15 protein-coding genes are annotated in these 18,745 nt (G+C 72.9%); 9 read left to right on the forward strand and 6 right to left on the reverse strand.

All coding sequences use genetic code 11. The features are described from left to right. Positions 1-49 precede the first annotated feature (49 nt). Positions 50-1,570: a glycosyltransferase gene (locus ACFYY8_RS01090; RefSeq protein WP_390035867.1), complete on the forward strand. Its 1,521-nt coding sequence runs from the start codon at positions 50-52 to the stop codon at positions 1,568-1,570. On the opposite strand, the gene ACFYY8_RS01095 is transcribed toward ACFYY8_RS01090, so the two are convergent. Beyond that, the gene (locus ACFYY8_RS01095; protein WP_390035869.1) at positions 1,551-2,909 is read right to left on the reverse strand and encodes an MFS transporter; all 1,359 of its coding nucleotides are present in this window, start codon (positions 2,907-2,909) and stop codon (positions 1,551-1,553) included. The genes ACFYY8_RS01090 and ACFYY8_RS01095 overlap by 20 nt on opposite strands. 94 nt (positions 2,910-3,003) lie before the next feature. Here ACFYY8_RS01095 and ACFYY8_RS01100 point away from each other — a divergent pair, with 94 nt between their 5' ends. Further along, the gene (locus ACFYY8_RS01100; protein WP_390035871.1) at positions 3,004-3,801 is read left to right on the forward strand and encodes an SAM-dependent methyltransferase; all 798 of its coding nucleotides are present in this window, start codon (positions 3,004-3,006) and stop codon (positions 3,799-3,801) included. Here ACFYY8_RS01100 and ACFYY8_RS01105 read toward each other — a convergent pair. Continuing rightward, on the reverse strand, positions 3,785-5,449 hold the full coding sequence (locus ACFYY8_RS01105) for a glycosyltransferase (protein ID WP_390035873.1): 1,665 nt from the start codon (positions 5,447-5,449) through the stop codon (positions 3,785-3,787). The genes ACFYY8_RS01100 and ACFYY8_RS01105 overlap by 17 nt on opposite strands. Further along, positions 5,446-6,600: a family 2 glycosyl transferase gene (locus tag ACFYY8_RS01110; RefSeq protein ID WP_390035875.1), complete on the reverse strand. Its 1,155-nt coding sequence runs from the start codon at positions 6,598-6,600 to the stop codon at positions 5,446-5,448. The genes ACFYY8_RS01105 and ACFYY8_RS01110 overlap by 4 nt, the downstream gene beginning before the upstream one ends. Positions 6,601-6,816: 216 nt before the next feature. On the opposite strand from ACFYY8_RS01110, the gene ACFYY8_RS01115 reads away from it, so the two are divergent. The 7 genes from ACFYY8_RS01115 (at position 6,817) to ACFYY8_RS01145 (ending at position 15,133) form a co-directional block, all read left to right on the forward strand. After that, the gene (locus ACFYY8_RS01115; protein ID WP_390035877.1) at positions 6,817-7,290 is read left to right on the forward strand and encodes a hypothetical protein; all 474 of its coding nucleotides are present in this window, start codon (positions 6,817-6,819) and stop codon (positions 7,288-7,290) included. After that, positions 7,287-9,026, forward strand: a complete 1,740-nt coding sequence (locus tag ACFYY8_RS01120; protein WP_390035879.1) for a glycosyltransferase — start codon at positions 7,287-7,289, stop codon at positions 9,024-9,026. The genes ACFYY8_RS01115 and ACFYY8_RS01120 overlap by 4 nt, the downstream gene beginning before the upstream one ends. Continuing rightward, entirely contained in the window at positions 9,026-10,936 is a 1,911-nt protein-coding gene (locus ACFYY8_RS01125) for a glycosyltransferase (RefSeq protein WP_390035881.1), read from the forward strand. Before ACFYY8_RS01120 ends, ACFYY8_RS01125 begins: the two co-directional genes overlap by 1 nt. Next, positions 10,933-12,648, forward strand: a complete 1,716-nt coding sequence (locus tag ACFYY8_RS01130; protein ID WP_390035883.1) for a glycosyltransferase — start codon at positions 10,933-10,935, stop codon at positions 12,646-12,648. The genes ACFYY8_RS01125 and ACFYY8_RS01130 overlap by 4 nt, the downstream gene beginning before the upstream one ends. A gap of 123 nt (positions 12,649-12,771) precedes the next feature. Further along, on the forward strand, positions 12,772-13,302 hold the full coding sequence (locus tag ACFYY8_RS01135) for a hypothetical protein (protein WP_390035885.1): 531 nt from the start codon (positions 12,772-12,774) through the stop codon (positions 13,300-13,302). Between the two features lie 23 nt (positions 13,303-13,325). Beyond that, complete coding sequence (locus tag ACFYY8_RS01140) at positions 13,326-14,168, forward strand: DUF4097 domain-containing protein (protein WP_390035887.1); 843 nt, start codon at positions 13,326-13,328, stop codon at positions 14,166-14,168. A gap of 65 nt (positions 14,169-14,233) precedes the next feature. Continuing rightward, on the forward strand, positions 14,234-15,133 hold the full coding sequence (locus ACFYY8_RS01145) for an ABC transporter ATP-binding protein (protein ID WP_390035889.1): 900 nt from the start codon (positions 14,234-14,236) through the stop codon (positions 15,131-15,133). A 16-nt stretch (positions 15,134-15,149) separates the two neighbouring features. Here ACFYY8_RS01145 and ACFYY8_RS01150 read toward each other — a convergent pair whose 3' ends face one another. From ACFYY8_RS01150 to lysA, 3 genes are all read right to left on the reverse strand, one after another. Next, positions 15,150-15,938 (reverse strand): polysaccharide deacetylase family protein, encoded by a 789-nt coding sequence (locus tag ACFYY8_RS01150; RefSeq protein ID WP_390035891.1) that lies wholly within the window; start codon positions 15,936-15,938, stop codon positions 15,150-15,152. 67 nt (positions 15,939-16,005) lie between these two features. Then, a complete protein-coding gene (locus ACFYY8_RS01155) occupies positions 16,006-17,298 on the reverse strand; it encodes a homoserine dehydrogenase (protein WP_352009683.1) in 1,293 nt (430 codons plus the stop codon). Positions 17,299-17,332: 34 nt separating this feature from the next. Further along, positions 17,333-18,715, reverse strand: a complete 1,383-nt coding sequence (gene lysA, locus ACFYY8_RS01160; RefSeq protein WP_390035893.1) for a diaminopimelate decarboxylase — start codon at positions 18,713-18,715, stop codon at positions 17,333-17,335. Positions 18,716-18,745: the final 30 nt, after the last annotated feature.

The raw sequence follows: 18,745 nt of genomic DNA on the forward strand, positions 1-18,745 counted from the left end.
GTGTCATCGGGTCCTGAGAAGCGGGAACGCAGACAAGGAGCGGCGGAACATGGCGGGCGGAGTGGCGACCGGACGGCCCCCGATCCGACACAACGACTACTCCCCCCTCGATCCGCCGCCACTGGGCGACTGGGCTCCCTCCCTGTCGGTCAGCGTGGTCGTCCCCGCGTACGGCGGGCAGCACGCGCTCGACCTCACCCTCGCCTCCCTGGCCGCGCAGACCTACCCCGGTCACCTCATGGAGGTGATCGTGGTCGACGACGGCAGCGATCCACCGCTGCGCCTGCCGGACATCGCCCCCGAGGGCGCCAGGATCGTCTCCTCCGCCTCGGACGGCTGGGGCATCGCGCACGCGCTCAACACCGGCGCCGCCGTGGCCGAGGGGCGGATCATCCAGCGGCTCGACGCCGACATGGTCGTCTGGCCCGAGCACATCGAGGCGCTGGCCCGCTGGCACCACCTGAGCGACTACCTGGTCACCATCGGCGCCAAGAGGTTCGTCGAGGAGCCGCCCCCGGACCTCTCCCCCGAGGGGCTCTACGAGCACGCGCGCGCGGGCTCCCTCGGCGAGGTCCTCGACCTGTCGAACGCGCTGGCCAGTTCGACGGAGCAGACGATCTCCCGGACCGACGGCCTGCGCAGCAGCCGCAACCCCTACCACGTGTGCACGGGGCCGACGGTCTCGATGCGGCGGGAGACCTTCCACGCCGTGGGCGGGGTCGATCCCGGCGTGCTCAGGGGTGAGGACACCGAGTTCGCCTACCGGCTGGCCACCCACGGGGTGGTCTTCGTCCCGGACATGGCGGCCAGGGCCGCGCACCTGGGGCTTCCCGCGCAGCGGGTCGACCGGGACCGGACGGTCAGGGCCGTCGCCCCCTACCTGGCCCACCGGGTTCCGCTCCGCCGTGACCTGCGCAAGGACGGGGGCAGACGGTGGCTGGTGCCGTACGTGGAGGTGGTCCTCCACGTCGACGGGGACGAGAGGCGGGTGCGGGCCGCGGTGAGCGCCGCGCTCGAAGGTTCGGTCTCCGACGTCCAGGTCACCCTGGTCGCGCCCTGGTCGCGTCTGTCGCCCGGACGGCACTCGGTGCTCGGCGACCCGTCGTTCGAGCTGCGCGTGATGCGGGAGCACTTCGCCCACGACGAGCGGATCAGGCTGGCCGACGAGGTCGTCCCGACTCCGGGGCCGACGCCGTTCCGCTACACGGGGCCGGTCTCGGTCCCGCTCGGCAGGGAGACGCTGGAGCGGATGATCGCCGCGGTCCAGGAGGACCGGTCGGGCATGCTCGTCGTCGATCTCGGTGAGGACGGGTCGGCGACGCTGGAACGGGCGGAGGCGCTGGGCAGGGCCAGGCTGCTCGGCGCGGACGACGTCGTCACCTCGATCAAGGCCACCCACGGCGTACGGCACGGCACGAAGGCGGAGTTCTGGCCCGCTCCCCGGCGTCAGGCGCCCAGGCCGTCCCCGGCCAAGACCACCAAGCCCTGCGCGAACCAGTCCTCCGCCTCCAGGGCCACCCGGTCCCTGCGTTCCAGGCTGGGAGCGGCCTTCAGGGAACTGCGGGCCTGACGGCGGAGGTCTCGTCCTGCCCCTCCTGCGGGCGAGGGACGACGCGCCGCCGTACGGCCAGGCCGAAGGCGACGACGAGCAGGCCCGCGACACCCGCGACCGCGAACGGCGCCGCGGGCCGCCAGGAGCCGAAGAGCATCCCGCCGACCGTGGAGATGACGAGGATGCCCACGGCACCGCAGAGCGTCTGCACGCCGTAGGCGGAGGCGCGCACCGCCGGGGGGACCTGCTGGGCCAGCAGCGGGCCCGCGCTGACGATGGCGGCGATCTCGCCGAGGCCGATGAGCGCGGCCACGGCCATCATGCCCGGGCCGAGCGGGTCGTCGACCAGCAGTGTGGACAGGTAGGCGACGGCGGCCAGGGCCTGGGCGACCAGGACGGCGTCCTGGCGGCGCAGCCGGTCGCCGAGCCAGCCGAACAGCGGAGCCCCGAGGGTGGCGACCGTCTGCGCGACGCCGACCACGGCCCCGCCCCTGGCCAGGGCCTCAGCGGTGGACATGTCGCCCTCTCTGACGCCGTGGACGACGACCCACAGCGGCAGGAACGCCGCGACGACGGACAGGTCGGCGCGGGCCACGAAGGAGGCCGCGTACGACAGCGCCACCCCGGGGTCGCGGGCGAGCGTGAACCCCTCCCTGACCAGGCGGACCAGTGGGATGCGCGCCGAGGTGGCGTCCACCCTGATCCTGGAGACGGTGGTCCACATCAGCGCGGCGACGGCCAGAACGATCACGGCGACGATCAGGAACGAGTAGCGGGCCGCGTCGACCGTGGCCTCCCTGCCTCCGTCCCCGCCGAGGTTCCTCTCGATGATCGCGGGCAGGCGGACCAGGCCGAGGACGGCCACCATGGCGCCCAGCCCGCTGAACAGGCCGATCAGCCCGTAGGACTTGCCGCGTGAGCGGTCGCGGACGTAGTCGATGGCGACCGTGGCGAGCATCCCGTTGAGGGCCGCCACGCCCAGGGCGAAGACGACCCTGAGCACGACGAGCACGGTCACGTTGCCCGCGTAGGGGAACAGCAGGCTGGACAGGCCGCACAGCGCGAACCCGGTCACCACGACGGGCCGTCTGCCGAAGCGGTCGGCGAGCGCGCCGTACCAGGGGAGGCTGAGGATCATCGCGATCTCGGCGGCGGCGGCCAGCAGGGCGACCACCCTGCCCTGGTCGGCTCCCTGGCCGTCGAGCACACCGAGCAGCAGGAGCGGCTGGGCGGCGGGCAGGAATGTGATGATCATGGTCGCGGCGAACGCCATGACCATGGACGCCACCAGGTTGCCTGGGCTGATGCCGTCGGACAGGTGAAGCCCGGCGAAACGGCGCGGGGGGAGGGCGGCCATGCGGCGATCTTGCCAGCCGCCTGATCACTTCTCCAGCATTACCACTCGATATGATCACGACAATTCCGGAAATATTTCCACCGGGGAGCAGCACGTGACCGATCAGGCACTAAAAGGCATCAACACCCAGATACCTAACGTTGCACGCATGTACGACTACTATCTGGGCGGTAAGGACAACTTTCCCGCTGACCGGGAGGCGGCGGAACGGGCCCTGACGGTCGTCCCCGAGATCAGGTACAGCGCCAGGTCGAACCGTGCCTTCCTGCGCCGCACGGTCGACTTCGTCGCCAGGACGGGCATCGACCAGTTCCTCGACCTCGGAGCCGGGCTGCCCACCCAGAACAACGTCCACCAGGTCGCCCCCGGCGCCAAGGTCGTCTACGTCGACAACGACCCGACCGTGCTGGTCCACGGCAGGGCGATCCTCGGCAAGAACGAGAACGTGACCATCGTCGAGGGGGACGTGCGCCGCCCCCGCGAGATCCTGGAGCACCCGGACGTCCGCGCGGCGATCGACTTCGACAGGCCGGTCGGTGTCCTGCTCCTGGCGATCATGCACTTCGTGCCCGACGAGGACGACCCCTGCGGGGTCCTCGCGACGTTCCGCGAGGCCATGGCCCCCGGCAGCCACCTGGTCATGTCACACGTCGCCATCGACGCCAGGCCCGCGGCGGCCGACGGGGTCACCAAGGTCTACGACCGGGCCTCCTCACCGTTCGTGGCCAGGACCAGCAAGGAGATCGTCCGGCTGTTCGAGGGCTTCGACGTGGTCGAGCCCGGCATCGTCAACCTGCCCGAGTGGCGCCCCGCCCCCGGGGACACCGTGCCGTACAAGGGGATCGGGTCCTACTTCCTGGGCGGGGTCGGGGTGGTCAACGGCGACGGGTGATCGCCCGCTTCACCGAGGACAGCAGGCCGTACTGGACGACCTTCCTGGCCGCGGCCAGTTCCTTGCGCAGGGTGCCGACCTCGCGCCGCAGCTCGACGGCGCTCCTTCGCCAGCGGCCCGCCTCCTCGCGCCACCGGGTCACCTGGGCGCGCAACCGCTCGGCCTCCTTGGTGAGGCGGGCGATCTCGGCCTGCGCCTCCGACCTGGCCCGGTAGACCCCCCTGCGCCCGGCCGGGGTCCTGGCCTCCCGCAGGAAGCCGTAGGTCTCCCCGTCCGCCCAGAAGGTGCCGAAGGTGTCCTGGACCGCGTCGTCGAGCGGCTCGCCGTCGGCGACCACGATGGCCGCGCGGGCGAAGGCCGCGGTCCGCTCCAGCCTGGCGACGGTGAGCCCCCGCTCCGCGTCTTCCGCCAGGAGCACGCTGACCAGGCCGTATCCCCCGTCCGTCGCCAGGTCGAGCAGCCTGGCGAGGGTGTCCTCCCCCGGTGTCCACCCGGCGGGCAGCCGCAGCCGGTATGGCACCGCCCCCCACGACGACTCCTCCGGCCGTCCCGGCCGTCCCGGGGACGACGAGGTGAACCGTACCCGGCCCTCGTGCGCGTAGTGGCCGAGGATCAGCGTCAGATCGAGGTGGGGGTCGCGCAGCGGGGCACGGCCCTCGACGCCCGCGTGCTCCCAGGGGCCGGGGACGGTGACCGCGACGTCGGGCACGGTGCCCGCCAGCACGGCGTCCACACTCGCCCTGACCTCGTCGTAGCCGGGGTCGCCGTCACTCTCGACGACCACCTCCAGGTAGGGCACCTTCCACTGCCGCGCCGGGTGGGAGCGCAGCCAGCGGTAGGCCGGAATCCGGTCGGCGACGAAGGCGTGACTGACCCGGTCGATCGGCGCCTTGTCACGCATCCGCATGGTCGGCCCCAGATGAAAGGCGCGGGCCAGCGGCTCGGGCACGAAGACCGCGCCCGCCTGGGCGAGCCGGTAGCCCATCTCGGTGTCCTGGCCGAGGACGAGATCGGTGTCCATGGGGCCCGCCTCGGCCAGCAACGCGGCGTTGACCGAGGTCGCGCCACCGACGTGCAGGCTGAAGGCCCGGCTGCGGCCGTCGGTCAGGCCCGAGGTGCGTTCGACGAGGTCGACCAGCCAGGCGTGCGGCTCGGCGGGCTCGAACAGCTCGGCCAGGTCCGGCGCCTCGGCCACCTCCCGCGCCGTGGGCAGCGACACGGGCGTGAAACGCAGCCGCCCCGTCACCACGAGGTACGGCGCCGCGTGGTGCCAGCGCATGTGCGCCTCGACGGCCCGCCGGTCCAGGACCACGTCGGAGTCGAGCCAGTGGACCACGTCGCCGGTCGCGGCCCGCAGTCCGGCGTTTCGCGCGTGCGCCCTGCCCGGGACCGGGCAGGCGATCAGCCGGGTGCCCGCGGGCCTCAGCTCGGGCAGGCGCAGCGGCGGGTCGCTGCCGTTGTCGACCACGAGGACCTCGGTCAGGTCCGAGGGGTAGGTCTGGCCCGCGAGACCGGCGAGCACCAGGTCGAGCTTGTCCTGGCCGCCGTAGGCCGGCACGACCACGCTGACCCGCAGCGACGGGGTCCAGGCCCCCAGCTCCGGCGGGGTGAGGCTCCGGTAGTCGTTGCCCACGACCCGCGCGATCACGAGGCCTCCAGGATCAGGCTCGGCCTGAAGCCGCGCCACTGGTACGACGCGACACGCAGGAAGTGGGCCAGCGGCAGCCGCCAAGTGTGCTCGGCGCTCACCGAGCGTCGCAGCACGTAGCCGAGGCCGTGGGTGCGGTAGATCCGTGCCCCCTCGGCGTGCGCGGCCTTCAGGAAGGCCGCGTCGACCCCGCGCGGCAGGGCCGGGAAGCCCCCGGTCCGTATGAACAGGTCTCTGCCGCTCAGGATCGTGCCGCCCGCGACGTGGTCGGACCAGATCTCGCTGGTGTAGTCGGTGCGGCGGACCGTGACGCCCAGGGGCTCCAGGTGGAAGAACTCGGCGGCGGTGCCCACGATGTCGGCGCCCGAGTACGCCCTGGCCAGCAGAAGGTCGGCCAGGTGCTCGGGACCGTACCAGTCGTCGTCGTCCCACTTGGCGACGTACTCTCCCGACGCTCCGGCCGCCGTCAGGTTGAGCACCTCGCCGAAGGGCACGGCCGCGGGCGCCTCGGTCACCCTGACCGGCAGGCCGCTGTCCTCGATCGCGCGCCGTACCTCGGGGTGGTCGGCCGGGACGCCGTGCAGGCCGAGCAGGACCTCGGTCTCGACCCGGCGCTGGGCGGCGATCTGGGCGAGCGCCCCGCCGAGCAGGTGCGGGCGCATGGTGGACATCACGACGCTGACGGACGGGGTGCCCCGGGAGGGGACGCCCAGCAGGGACAGGCCGTGGCGGCGCAGCCGTACGCTGTGCTCCTCCCTGCGCAGGGCGGTCACCGAGTGCGGCGCCGGGTTCTCCTCCGGCTCTCCCGGGGTCCAGGCCGCCAGCAGGCGGGCCAGGCCGGGCTCGGCCCACCCGGGCGAGGCGGCGGCGCGCAGCGGGACCCCGGCGGCGGCGAGCGCGACGAGCGCGTCCGTGGGGACCTCCTGAGCGGGCCAGCCGACGTTCAGGCCGAGCAGCGGCCTGAGCCTGTCGATCTCGGCGGCCTCCGGGCGCTCCCCGACGGGCTCACCCGCCGCGAGCCATCCGGAGCCGGACCACGTCAGCTCGGCCATCCCCTCCTTCGCCGTCCGCAGGAAGCCCGCCGGGGTCGCGGAGAGGACCGGAACGGGCCCTGATGCGGGCAGGGACGTGGAAAGGGCGGGGGAGGGCACCGACGAAGGATATCGAGGCCGGGAGATCACTTCCTAGCGCGTTCCAAGGTTGACACGGGCACTCACCGACAGTCACTCACAGCATTCACCCAGGTCACAAAAACCTTGAGGTTTACCGTTTATCGCTATATCCACCCATGTGGAGTGGATAGCCTCGAACACTCCCCCCGACAGAACAGGCAACGAACGACAGAGCGGCACGGAAGGTAAGCGCGGATGTCCACGCCCCGAAAATTGACGCTACTGACGACGATCGCGGTCCCGCTGGTCGTGATCGCGCTGACCCTGCTCACGGTCCTCGGCGCGGTCCCGGTCGTGGGCGCCCTCGGGCTCGCCGCGGCCGTGGCGGTGCTGGCCGCCCAGGCGCTGACCCTCATCACCCTGCGCAGGACCGATGGGAAGGCCCAGCGCGTCGACAACCGGGTCAAGCGGCAGGAGGCGGAGCTGGCCAAGGTCAGGACGGCCGTCGAACGGCTGGACGGACGGCTCGACGAGATCGTCTCCCTGCTCAGGCAGGAGAGCGGCAGGCACGAGGAGGACCTGCGGGCGATCCTGGTCTCCCTGGGCGAGGACCGGCTGACGGCCGTTCCCCGGCGCAGGGAGATGGAGGAGCTGGTCAGCGAACTGCTCCCCAAGCTCGCCGCGGCCGAGGCCGGGCCCTGGCGGGCCAGGCCAGAGGGCGCGGCGTGAGTGAGGCCCGAGAGCGCCGGGAGGCGGGTTCCGGTACGGCCGGCCCGTCCCTGGACGGAGAGGACGGCGCGCTCAGGACGGGCGGGGAGGACGGCACGGGACAGGTCGCCGTTCCCCCCGCCCGGAACACCGGAGGGGTTCCGAGGGTCAGGCACAACGACTACGGCTCGCTGACCCCGCCGGAACCCGGCCACTGGGAACCCCGGCTCGGGGTGAGCGTGGTGATCGCCGCCTACGACTGCCAGGAGTCCCTCGACCGCACGCTCGCCTCCCTCGCCGCCCAGAGCTACCCGGCCCATCTCACGGAGGTGGTCGTCGCCGACGACGGCAGCGAACCGCCGTTGCGGATCGACGGCCCCGCCCCGGCCCGCACCCGGATCGTCCGGGTGCCCGAGGGCCGCTGGGGACGCGGCTGGGCGCGCCAGACCGGTGCCGCGTCGGCGACCGGGGACGTCCTGCTCTGGGTGGACGCCGACGTGGTCCTCGACCGGGAGCACGTGGAGGCGCACATGCGCTGGCACCACCTGGCCCCGTACACGGTCGTGCTCGGCGACATCCGCTTCACCCCCGAGCCGTCCGGGGACGCGCCGGGGCCCAAGGAGGTCCTCGCGGCCGTACGGCGGGGACGGGCCGAGGACCTCTTCCCCGTCTCCGCCCCGCACGCCTGGCGGGCCGAGCGGTTCGCCGAGACCCGGCGGTTGCGGGAGGCCGGTTCACGGGCCCACCTGCTCCACTCGGGGGCCGCGACCTCGCTCCCGCTGGCGCTGCTGCGCGCCGCCGGAGGGGTGAACACCGCGCTGAACATGGGTGAGGACACCGACCTGGGCTTCCGGCTGGCGCAGGCGGGGGCGGTCTTCATCCCCGACCCGCGCGCCACGGCCTGGCACCTCGGTCCCTCGACGGTCATGACCAGGGAGAAGGATGTGCACCGGCACAACTGGTCGGTGCTGCCCGACCTCATCCCCGACCTGCGCTGGCTGCGCGCCCACCCGCGCAGGACCTGGCTGGTGCCGTACGTGCGCGTCGTCGTGGACGCGGCCGGGGCCACCTACGAGGAGGTCAGGACGAGCGTGGACGCCGCGCTCGCGGGCACCCTCGCCGACGTCGCCGTCACCGTGACCGGGCCGTGGTCGGCCCTGCCCCGGGGACGTCGTTCCTCCCTCGACGAGCCGCTGCTCGACCTTCGCCTGGTGCGCAACCTGTACGGCGGCGAGCCGCGCGTCTCCTTCGCCGAGACCGTCCCCGAGGCGGCCCCCGTCCCCTTTCGCCTCACCTGCCCCGCCGGATGGGCCCTCGGCCCCGACACCCTCGCCAGACTGGTCGAACACGCGGAGAGCGAGGGGTACGGCCTGCTGAGCGTGGTGCTCGACGAGCGGGAGAACGGGGTCACGGCGGCCAGGCTCGAACGCACCTCGGCCTTCGCCAGGGCGGCGCTCGTCGCCGGGGACGACCCGGACGACCTGGTGCACGAGATGTTCGGCTCCCTCTGGGTTGGCGGGGAGGAGTTCGGCTTCACCCCCGCCGACCGGCCCCGGCCCGTCGCCGGGGACACCGCCAGATGGCGGGCGGAGGCGGCCAGGTGGCAGCGCGAGGCCGAACGCCTTGAGAGCGAGGTGCGGAGCCTGCGCCGGGAGGCGCAGGAGGCGCGCGAGCGGGCCGAACAGGCCGGGAGCGAACGGCGGCGCGGCCCGATCGGCGAGATCATCGCGACCGTCCGGCACAGGAGGGCGGGCTGATGTCGTTCCTGACCGACCTGCTCGGCGGCCGGGACGCGCGGGGCCTGCTGGTCTGCCACGCCGGGTTCGACACCCTCGAAAACCTGGAGCCGTACCGGGTGACGGACCTCGACGGCGACCTCGGCGGGCTGCCCGGAGCCCAGGACAGCGTGACAGAGGTCCTCATCGTCGCCAGGACGCCGACCGACGTCCGCAGGGCCGCGGCGCTGCAGTCCCTGCTCCCCTCGGCCTCACGGGTCACGGTCGCCGTCGAGGAGGCCCCGTACTGGTACACCGCGCCGGTGATCTCCCCCGTCCCCGCGCACCGCTGGCGGTCGCTGACCGAACTGCGGGTGCACCGTCCCGCGAAGGACGCCTGGGCGGTCGAGGCGAGGTTCGCCAAGCCCACGCCCGCAGGCCGTACGCTCGCCGCGACCGCCAGGGCGTTCGGCGGGCACGGGATGGTCGCGGTCGCGGCCCCGGTCGCCGGGCTGGCGGGCCCCGGAGCCGCCCACTGGCGTCCCGGCGATCCCAACGCCGCCCCCGCCGAGGTGACGGGCCCGGTCCCCGAGCGGTTCGGCGCCGCGGGAGCCGACCTGGTCCTGCGCGTCACCGATGAGGAGCCGCCCTCCTGGGAGGGCGCGGGAACCCCGATCGACCGCCCGGCCGCCGCGCTGATGAGCTGGGAACGGCTCGGCCGCCCGGGAGGGGCGGGCATCCTGCGCAGCGGCCTGGGAGACCTGTCGGAGCCCAGGACCATCCCGCCGGTCGACGACCGTTCGGTCAACCCGATGGGCTTCGTCACCGTGCCGTCGCTCAGCATGGCCGACCTGTCCGTCGAGTCGGGCCGCTGGGCGATCACCTGTGAGGGCCGCACGCTCACCGTCCTCGGCGCGTCCGGCTGCGTGACCGACGTGGACGTCACCAGGATCAGGCGGGTCAGAGGGGTGCGCGTGGACTGGCGGCGGGGCCACAGCGGGCCGGTCGCCGCGCTGCGGGTCGTCACCGGGCTCGCCGCCGCCGGGGTTCCGCTGGTCTGCGAGACCGTGCCCCCGTGGGCGGGCGCGCTCGGCCGGGACCTCGCCGAGCTGATCACCTCCGCCGACGAGACCGCGCTCGCCGACGACCTGACGCGTGAGGAGCACAGCGTACGGCTGCGCAGGCGGGCGCTGCGCGTCCACGGCGTACGGGCCCGCTGGGAGCAGCTCGGCGCCCCCGCCTCCCCCGTCCCGCCGGTCTCGGTGCTGCTGGCGACCCGGCGTCCCGAGATGGTGCGTTTCGCGTTCGAGCAGCTGTCCAGGCAGCGCGGAGCCGAGTTCGAGGTGATCCTCGCCCTGCACGGCATCCCCTCCGGACATCCGGACGTGGTGGAGGCGGCGGCGTCCTTCGCCAGGCCGCTCACCGTGTTCGAGGCGGACCGGGCGAGCGTGTTCGGCACGGTGCTCAACGAGGCCGCGGCCAGGGCGTCGGGGGCGTTCCTGCTGAAGATGGACGACGACGACTGGTACGGCCCCGACTTCGTCTCCGACCTGCTGCTGGCCTACTCCTACTCGGGGGCCGAGGTGGTCGGCATGGTGCCCGAGTTCGTCTACCTCGCCTCGATCGGGGTGACCGTCCACCGGGAACAGGTCACCGAGCAGATCACCAACTTCATCGCGGGAGGGACCATCCTCACCGAGCGTTCGGCCTTCCACGCGGTGGGGGGCTTCCGCCCGCTTCCCGGCACGATCGACGCCCAGTTCCAGCACGCCGTACAGGGCGCGGGCGGGCAGATCTACCGCACCCAGGGGCTGGGATACGTGCTGCGGCGCGGCAACGCCGCGGGACACACCTGGCGGGAGCCCATCGGCACGTTCCTGCGCAGGAACAAACGCCAGTGGCGCGGCTTCCGGCCGAGCGCGCTGATGGAACTGCCCGTGGAGGCGGGATGACCACGCGGATCCCCGGCAACGACTACGGGGTGCTGGAGCCGCCCGCGCCCGGCGCGTGGCGGCCGCGCATGGCGGTGAGCGTGGTGATCCCCGCCAGGGGCGGACAGGACAGGCTCGACCTCACGCTGGCCGCCCTGGCCGCCCAGACCTACCCCGCCCACCTGCTTGAGGTGGTCGTCGTGGACGACGGAAGCGTTCCCCCGCTCCGTGTCCCCGGGATCGCCCCGGAACGCACCAGGATCGTCCGCTCCCCCCAGGGCAGGCGGGGCATCGCGGGCGCCATGGAGACCGGTGCGGCCGTCGCCGACGGCGAGGTGGTCCACAGGATGGACGCCGACATCGTCCCCTACCGCGAACACGTCGAGGCGCACATGCGCTGGCACCACCTGGCCGACTACCTGGTGGTCCTCGGGAGGCTGCGCTTCACCGCCGCGACGGGCCCCCTCCCGGCTCCGTCCCAGGTCAGCGGAGCCGTCGCGGACGGCGGCGCCCACGGCCTCTTCGTGGAGGACCCCGAGCACGGGCACGACTGGATCGACGAGCTCGTCGCGGCCCACCGCGGCCTCCGCGACGCGCCGAGCCCCCTGCTGCACCGCGTCCACGTGGGGGCGACGGTCTCGTTGCCCGCCGCCCTGCTGAAGGAGGCCGGCGGGCTGGACACCTCCCTGGTGCTCGGCGAGGACACCGAGCTGGGCTACCGGCTCACCCAGACCGGCGCGGTCTTCGTCCCCGACGCCGAGGCCGTGTGCTGGCACCTGGGCACCACGACGGCGATGCGCAGGCCCGCCGAGGTCAGACGGCACAACGAGCCGTTCATCGCCGACCGTGTGCCGTACCGGCGCAATCTGCGCTCCGACCCGGGCCGCCAGTGGCTGGTGCCGTACGTCGAGGTGGTCGTGGACGTGGCGAACGCCCCCTTCGAGGACGTCAGGGCGAGTGTGGACGGCGCGCTGGCGAGCACCCTGTCCGACGTGAGCGTCGTGCTGACCGGCCCGTGGGCCCTGCTCGACGCGCGTCCGCCCGGCGAGGAGGGCCGGGCGCCGCTGGACGACCCGCTGCTCGACCTGCGGCTGGTGCGCGGGCAGTACGCGGGCGACGGCCGGGTGCGCCTGGCCGAGCGCGTCCCCGCGACCTCCTTTCCCGCTCCCTTCAGGCTCACCTGCCCCCCGGGGTGGGTACCGGGGGCCGAGAGCCTGGCCATGCTGGTCGAGCAGGCCGACAAGGACGACGAGGGACTGCTGCTCGTCGCGCTCGACGAGAACGAGACCGGTGTCGTCACCGCGCGTCTCGAACGGACCTCGGCCGTCGCCAGGGCGCTGCGCGTCGCGGCCGAGGGCGAGTCCCCGGACGACGTGATCGCCGACCTGTACGGCGCGACCTGGCTGGACGCCGAGACCTGGCGGTTCCGGCCCGCCTCACGCGCCTATCCGGCCTGGGCCTCGGCCCGTAACAGGGAGGCCGTGCGCTGGCGCGCGGAGGCGGAGAGACACGGGCGGGAGGCCGAGCGCGCCAAACAGCAGGTCGCCGCGCTCAAGACCGAGCTACGCGCGCTGCGCGCCCAGGCGGCCAAGGGCGACCGCGCCACCGCCCGATGGAAGGAGAAGGCCGAGCAGCGCCGCCTCGAAGCCGTGGCCCTGCGCAGGGAACGGGACCGCTCCCTGCTGCGCCGTGCGGCCCGCAGGCTGCGGGGTCTCGCCGAGGGCGGGCGCTGACCTCGCGCCTTCCCCTGCTTTCCCCTTGACACGCCTGGCTTTCCCCTTGGCATGCCCGAAACGGCGCCATGGTGACACCACCACGGACTTGCCATGACGCCATCATGGCGTCATAGTGGCGTCATGGACCTGACGCCCTACGTCGATCACCTGCGCCGCGAGCTCACGGTCGTCGCGGAGACAGGTGGCGAGGAGGTGCGCGCCGCCGCCAGGCAGCTCACCTCCGCCCTTGAGTCGACCACCAGGCTCGTCCTGCTTGAGGCGCTGTCCACCGCCGCCGACGAGATCAGCCGCGACCTCGCCCCCGGCTCCGTCGAGGTACGGCTGCGCAGGCGCGACCCCGACTTCGTGGTGACACCTCCCCCGGTGGCCAGGCCGTTCGAGGAGGAGGGCTTCGAGGCCGGGGCGCCCACCGCCCAGGGTCCCGCCCAGACCTCGCCCGAGGCGGAGGACGGCGGCACGACACGCCTTTCCCTGCGGGTCCCCGAGCACCTCAAGCCGCGCATCGAGGAGGCGGCGGGCAAGGAGGGGCTGTCGGTCAACGCCTGGCTGGTCCGCGCCGTCTCCGCCGCCCTGGAGGCCGGGGCCCGCCCCTCGCCGCCTCCCCGGGTCTCCCAGCGGGGCGAACGGCGCTACACCGGCTGGGTGCGGTAGCCGACCGTCAGGAAGAGAGCGCCATGCCCACCTTCGACACCCCGGAACCGATCTTCGTCGTCATCGACATCGGGGCGGGCCACATCCGGCTCAACGCCGCCGAACGCGCGGACACGGTCGTCGACGTGCGGCCCGCCGACGAGCACGGCGGCGCCGACATCAGGGCCGCCGAGCAGACCCGGGTCGAGTACGACCAGGGCAGGCTCCTGGTCAAGGCCCCCAAGACCAGGATCGGCTCGCTGCTCGGGTGGGACGGCTCGGTCAGGGTCGTCATCGACCTGCCAGAGGGCTCCCGCGTCGACGTCAACGCCATGGCCGACCTCCACTGCGAGGGGCGGCTCGGCGAGTCCACGCTGCGCACGGTCTCCGGCGACATCTGGCTCGGCCAGACCGGCGAGCTGCGGCTGAACACCGCCGACGGCGACATCACGGTGATCCGCTCCGTCGGGCGCACCGAGGTCACCACCTCCAACGGTGAGATCAGGATCGGCGAGATCGACGGCCCCGCGATGGTCAGGACCGCCAACGGCGGCATCACCATCGGCGAGGTCACCGGCGACCTGCGGCTGAACACGGCCTACGGCGACATCACCGTGGGCCGCGCGCTGGGCGGCGTCGACGCCAGGACGGTCTCCGGAGACATCCGCATCGGTGAGGCCGTACGCGGGTCGGTGGTCCTGGAGACCTCCTACGGCAAGCTGAAGGTCGGCATCCGGGAGGGAACCGCCGCCTGGCTCGACCTGAGCACGCCCTACGGCAGCGTGCGCAACACCCTGGAGGCCGTGGACGGCCCCGCCCCCTCTGACGAGACCGTCGAGGTGCGTGCCCGCACCCACTACGGCGACGTCGTGATCCACCGCTCCTGAAAGTCCTGAAAGTCCTGAAAGTCCTGAAAGTCCTGAAAGTCCTGAAAGGCGAAACGAGGGACAGAATGCATAATTTCGCGATCTCGGCGTCCGGGCTGCGCGTGTCGTTCGGCGACAGGACCGTCCTGGACGGCGTCGACCTTGAGGTCCCCTCGGGGACGGTCTTCGCGCTGCTCGGCGCCGAGGGCTCGGGCAAGACCACGGTGATCCGGATCCTGTCCGGGGTGACCGGGGCCGACGAAGGCCTGGTGCGGATCGCAGGGGAGCACGTGGGCCGCCGCTCCCCCCTGGACGACTCGCTCACCGGTGAGGACAACCTGCTCACGGTCGCACGACGGCGCGGGCTCGACCACGCCGAGGCCGCGCGGTGCGCCGCCGACCTGCTCGGCCGCCTCGGTCTCACAGAGGTCTCAGGAATGACCTCAGGAATACCGGTCGCCGCCTACTCCGGCGGCATGCGGCACCGGCTCGGCATCGCGACGGCCCTGGTCGGCTCCCCCGAGGTGGTCCTCCTCGACGAGCCGACCGGCGGGCTCGACCCGAGTGGCCGCCGTGCCGTACGGCGGGTTCTGCGTGATCTCGCCGCGGAGGGCGTCACGGTCTTCCTGACGACGCGGCACCCACGGGACGCGGGCGAGCTGGCCGACCGGGTCGCGGTCCTGTCCCAGGGCAGGATCGTCGCCGAGGGAACCCCACGGGAGCTGGGGCACCTGGCCTCCTGCGGCCACGCCCACCTGCGCTTCGCCGACGCCGAGGAGCTCGAATGGGCCGTGCGCGTCCTGGGCGGCGTGCCCGGCGACGACGAGGCGTTCACCCTGCGGGTCCCGAACGACGGCAGTGTCGGCTCCCTGCGTGCCCTGCTCGACAGGATCGACCACCAGTTGCTCGCCGTGGACGGGCTCTCGGTCCACGCCCCCGACCCCGACGACGTCTTCCTCACACTCACCCGTCCCGTGACGGGCTGACGGGCCCGCCGTAAGGTCAGCCGCGGGCGCCGACCGCGTCCCGCAGCGTCATGACGACCGTGCCACGGCGTTCGCGGGCCGCCAGCCACGCCAGGAAGCCGTCCAGAACCTTCGACGACACCGAGTAGACGCCGCAGTCGTCGCAGACCCGGTGGAACACCAGCGGAAGAACGCCGCCACCGGCCCGTTCCGCGTTGAGGACCAGCTGTCTCAGCTGCCGCAGCGAGGTGTCCTCACGGACGGAGCCCGGGGTGCGGATGCCGTACCGGTCCCGGGGGCGCCGGGGTTCGGTCTCCGGGCAGCCGGGGCAGCCCCACTGTCTCAGGCCGCCGACCGTGCGGGCGGCGTCGTAGCCGCATCCCCGCGCGACCTTCTTGGCCTGGGCGTCGACCGCGCCGAAGGGGTAGGCGAGGGTGACGGGACGCAGCCCCCAGGCGAGCAGTCTCCTGCGGTCGTCGCAGATCTGCCTGCGCTGCTCGGCACGGGTCAGCTCGTCCAGCCGGACGTGGGTCAGGGTGTGGCCGCCGACCTCGTGCCCCGCCTCGGCCAGCGCGACGACCTGCTTACGGGTCAGCTTGCCCGCGCGGCCGGCGGTCGCGGAGTTGACGTAGAACGTTCCCCGCATCCCTCTGCGCTCCAGCAGGCGCGCCGCCGCCACGTGGGTGGCGTCCCCGTCGTCGAAGGTCAGCGAGACGACGGTCCTGACCTTCCCGGCGGTCTCGGCGGTCTCGGCCCTGGCGGGAAGCGCCCCGGCCAGTACGGCCAGCGCGACCGCCGACGCGCCCAGCCGGTACGCGATCCTCACGACAGGCCGCCCTCCCCTATGACGGAGACGCCCTCCCCACCACCGGGAAGGGCGCTCTTCTGCCTCGTCAGGAGGCGTCCTCACCCTCGACACGCATGACGCTCACCACGTCACGGACGATGTCCATCTCCCGCAGGCCCTCGATGGTCGCCGAGAGGGCCGCGTCACTGGCCCGGTGGGTGACCAGGACGAGCTGGGCGTCGTCGCCGTGCCCCTCCTGCCGAACGGTCTGGATGGAGACGTCCTGCTTGGCGAACATGTCGGCGACCCGGGCGAGGACACCCGGCTTGTCGGCGACGTCCAGGGAGACGTGGTAGCGCGTGACGGTCTCGCCCATCGCGTGCGCGCCCAGGTCGGCGTAGGTGGACTCCTCCGGGCCCCTGGTCCCGGCCAGGCGGTTGCGCCCGACGGCCACGAGGTCGCCGAGCACCGCGCTCGCGGTGGGGGCCCCACCGGCGCCCGCGCCGTAGAACATCAGCTGCCCCGCCGAGCGCGCCTCGACGAAGACCGCGTTGTAGGCCTCGCGCACCCCGGCCAGCGGGTGCGTCCTGGGGATCATGGCCGGGTGCACCCGGACGCCGAAGGAACGCCCGTCGTCGGAACGGGAGCAGATCGCCAGCAGCTTGATGACGTAGCCCATGGCCTTGGCGCTGGCCACGTCGGCCGCGGTGATCTCGGTGATGCCCTCGCGGTGCACGTCGGCGGCCGTCACCCGGCTGTGGAAGGCGATCCCGGCCAGGATGGCGGCCTTGGCCGCGGCGTCGAAGCCCTCCACGTCGGCCGTGGGGTCGGCCTCGGCGTAACCGAGCGCCTGGGCCTCCTCAAGCGCGTCGGAGAAGGAGGCGCCCGAGGAGTCCATCTTGTCGAGGATGTAGTTCGTCGTGCCGTTGACGATGCCCAGCACCCGGTGCACGTGGTCACCGGCGAGCGACTCGCGCAGCGGCCTGAGCAGCGGGATCGCGCCCGCGACGGCCGCCTCGTAGTACAGGTCGGCGTTGTTGGCCTTGGCCGCGGCGTGGATGGTCGCGCCGTCCTCGGCCAGCAGGGCCTTGTTCGCCGAGACGACCGACTTGCCGCTGTTCATCGCGGCCAGGATGAGCGATCTGGCCGGTTCGATGCCGCCGATCACCTCGACCACGATGTCCACGTCGTCACGGGTGACCAGGGCCTCGGCGTCGGTGGTGAACAGCGCGGGGTCCACGTCGGTGTCCCGCCTGCGGCCCATGCGCCGTACGGCGACGCCCGCCACCTCAAGCGGTGCCCCGATACGTGCCGCCAGGTCGTCGGCCTGCTCGTGCATCAGCCGGATCACCTGGGAACCGACGACGCCGCATCCGAGGAGGGCAACTTTCAGAGCCATGCGGCCGCACTCCTCTTCTCGTTTCCGGATCGTTTCACGCTTGTCCCCTCAGGAGGTCGTCCTCGGTCTCGCGGCGGACGATCACGCGGGACTCCCCGGCCCTGACCGCGGCGACGGCGGGCTTGGGGAGGTAGTTGTAGTTGTTGGCGAGCGAGCGGCAGTAGGCGCCGGTGCCCGCGACGGCGATCAGGTCTCCGGTGGCCAGGTCTCCCGGCAGCCACAGGTCACGCACGACCATGTCACCGCTCTCGCAGTGCTTGCCGACCAGGCGGGAGAGCATCGGCTCGGCCGTGCTCTCGCGCGAGGCGAGCCGCGCGGTGTACTCCGCCCCGTAGAGCGCGGTGCGGATGTTGTCGCTCATGCCGCCGTCGACGCTGACGTAGGTCCGCAGCCCCTCGACGTCCTTGATCGTGCCGACCTCGTAGAGGGTCACGCCCGCCCGGCCCGCGATGGCGCGGCCGGGCTCGACGGTCAGCTTGGGGACGGGCAGCCCCGCGGCATGGGCGACCTTGGTCACGATCTCCCGCAGGCCGTCGGCGATCTCCTTGACGTCGGGGGCGACGTCGCCCTCGACGTAGGGGATGCCGTAGCCGCCGCCGAGGTCGAGCTCGGGCAGGACGACGCCGTGCTCCTCCTTGATCTGCACCAGGAGTGTGGCCAGGCGGCGCGCGGCCACCTCGAACCCTGCGGTGTCGGTGATCTGGGACCCGATGTGGGAGTGCAGGCCGACCAGTTCGAGCTGGGGCAGGGCGAGGATGCGCCTGGCCGCCTCGGCCGCGGCTCCGCTGCTCAGCGAGAAGCCGAACTTCTGGTCGTCGTGCGCGGTGGCGATGAACTCGTGGGTGTGCGCCTCGACGCCGACGGTCACCCTGATCATGACCTGGGGACGCCTGCCGTGCTTGTCGGCGAGGAAGCCGAGGCGGGCGATCTCCTCGAAGGAGTCGGCCACGATGTGCCCGACGCCGACCTCGACGGCCTTCTCCAGCTCGGCCAGGGACTTGTTGTTGCCGTGCATCGTGATCCGCTCGGGCGGGAAGCCGACGCTCAGCGCGACGGCCAGCTCACCGGCGCTGCACACGTCGAGGCCGAGGCCCTCCTGCATGATCCAGCGGGCGACCTCGCGGCACAGGAACGCCTTGCCCGCGTAGTGGACCTCGCCTCCGGCGAACGCCTCCCGGTAGTCGCGGCAGCGGGAGCGGAAGTCCTCCTCGTCCACCACGTAGAGCGGGCTGCCGTGCCGTGCCACCAGATCCCTGACGTCCGCGCCGCCGATCGTCACCGAACCGTCGACGCGGCCGGCCGTTCGCGGCCAGATCGTGGGGTCGAGCGTGTTCAGGTCGGCGGGTACGTGGGGAGGGCGGTCCTCGGGCAGCACTTCGGCGTGCCGGTCACCGGCGGGATGGGCGAATCGACTCACCCTATCGAGGCTATCGGACCCGGTGATCCC

Source organism: Streptosporangium sp. NPDC001559, from assembly GCF_042893955.1.
GTDB lineage: Bacteria > Actinomycetota > Actinomycetes > Streptosporangiales > Streptosporangiaceae > Streptosporangium.

Bases quoted from the DNA above. Each gene is read 5' to 3' on its own strand.
- ACFYY8_RS01090 (WP_390035867.1), top strand. From the start codon at position 50: ATGGCGGGCGGAGTGGCGACCGGACGGCCCCCGATCCGACACAACGAC.
- ACFYY8_RS01095 (WP_390035869.1), bottom strand. From the start codon at position 2,909: ATGGCCGCCCTCCCCCCGCGCCGTTTCGCCGGGCTTCACCTGTCCGAC.
- ACFYY8_RS01115 (WP_390035877.1), top strand. From the start codon at position 6,817: ATGTCCACGCCCCGAAAATTGACGCTACTGACGACGATCGCGGTCCCG.
- ACFYY8_RS01125 (WP_390035881.1), top strand. From the start codon at position 9,026: ATGTCGTTCCTGACCGACCTGCTCGGCGGCCGGGACGCGCGGGGCCTG.
- ACFYY8_RS01130 (WP_390035883.1), top strand. From the start codon at position 10,933: ATGACCACGCGGATCCCCGGCAACGACTACGGGGTGCTGGAGCCGCCC.
- ACFYY8_RS01135 (WP_390035885.1), top strand. From the start codon at position 12,772: ATGGACCTGACGCCCTACGTCGATCACCTGCGCCGCGAGCTCACGGTC.
- ACFYY8_RS01140 (WP_390035887.1), top strand. From the start codon at position 13,326: ATGCCCACCTTCGACACCCCGGAACCGATCTTCGTCGTCATCGACATC.
- ACFYY8_RS01145 (WP_390035889.1), top strand. From the start codon at position 14,234: ATGCATAATTTCGCGATCTCGGCGTCCGGGCTGCGCGTGTCGTTCGGC.
- ACFYY8_RS01155 (WP_352009683.1), bottom strand. From the start codon at position 17,298: ATGGCTCTGAAAGTTGCCCTCCTCGGATGCGGCGTCGTCGGTTCCCAG.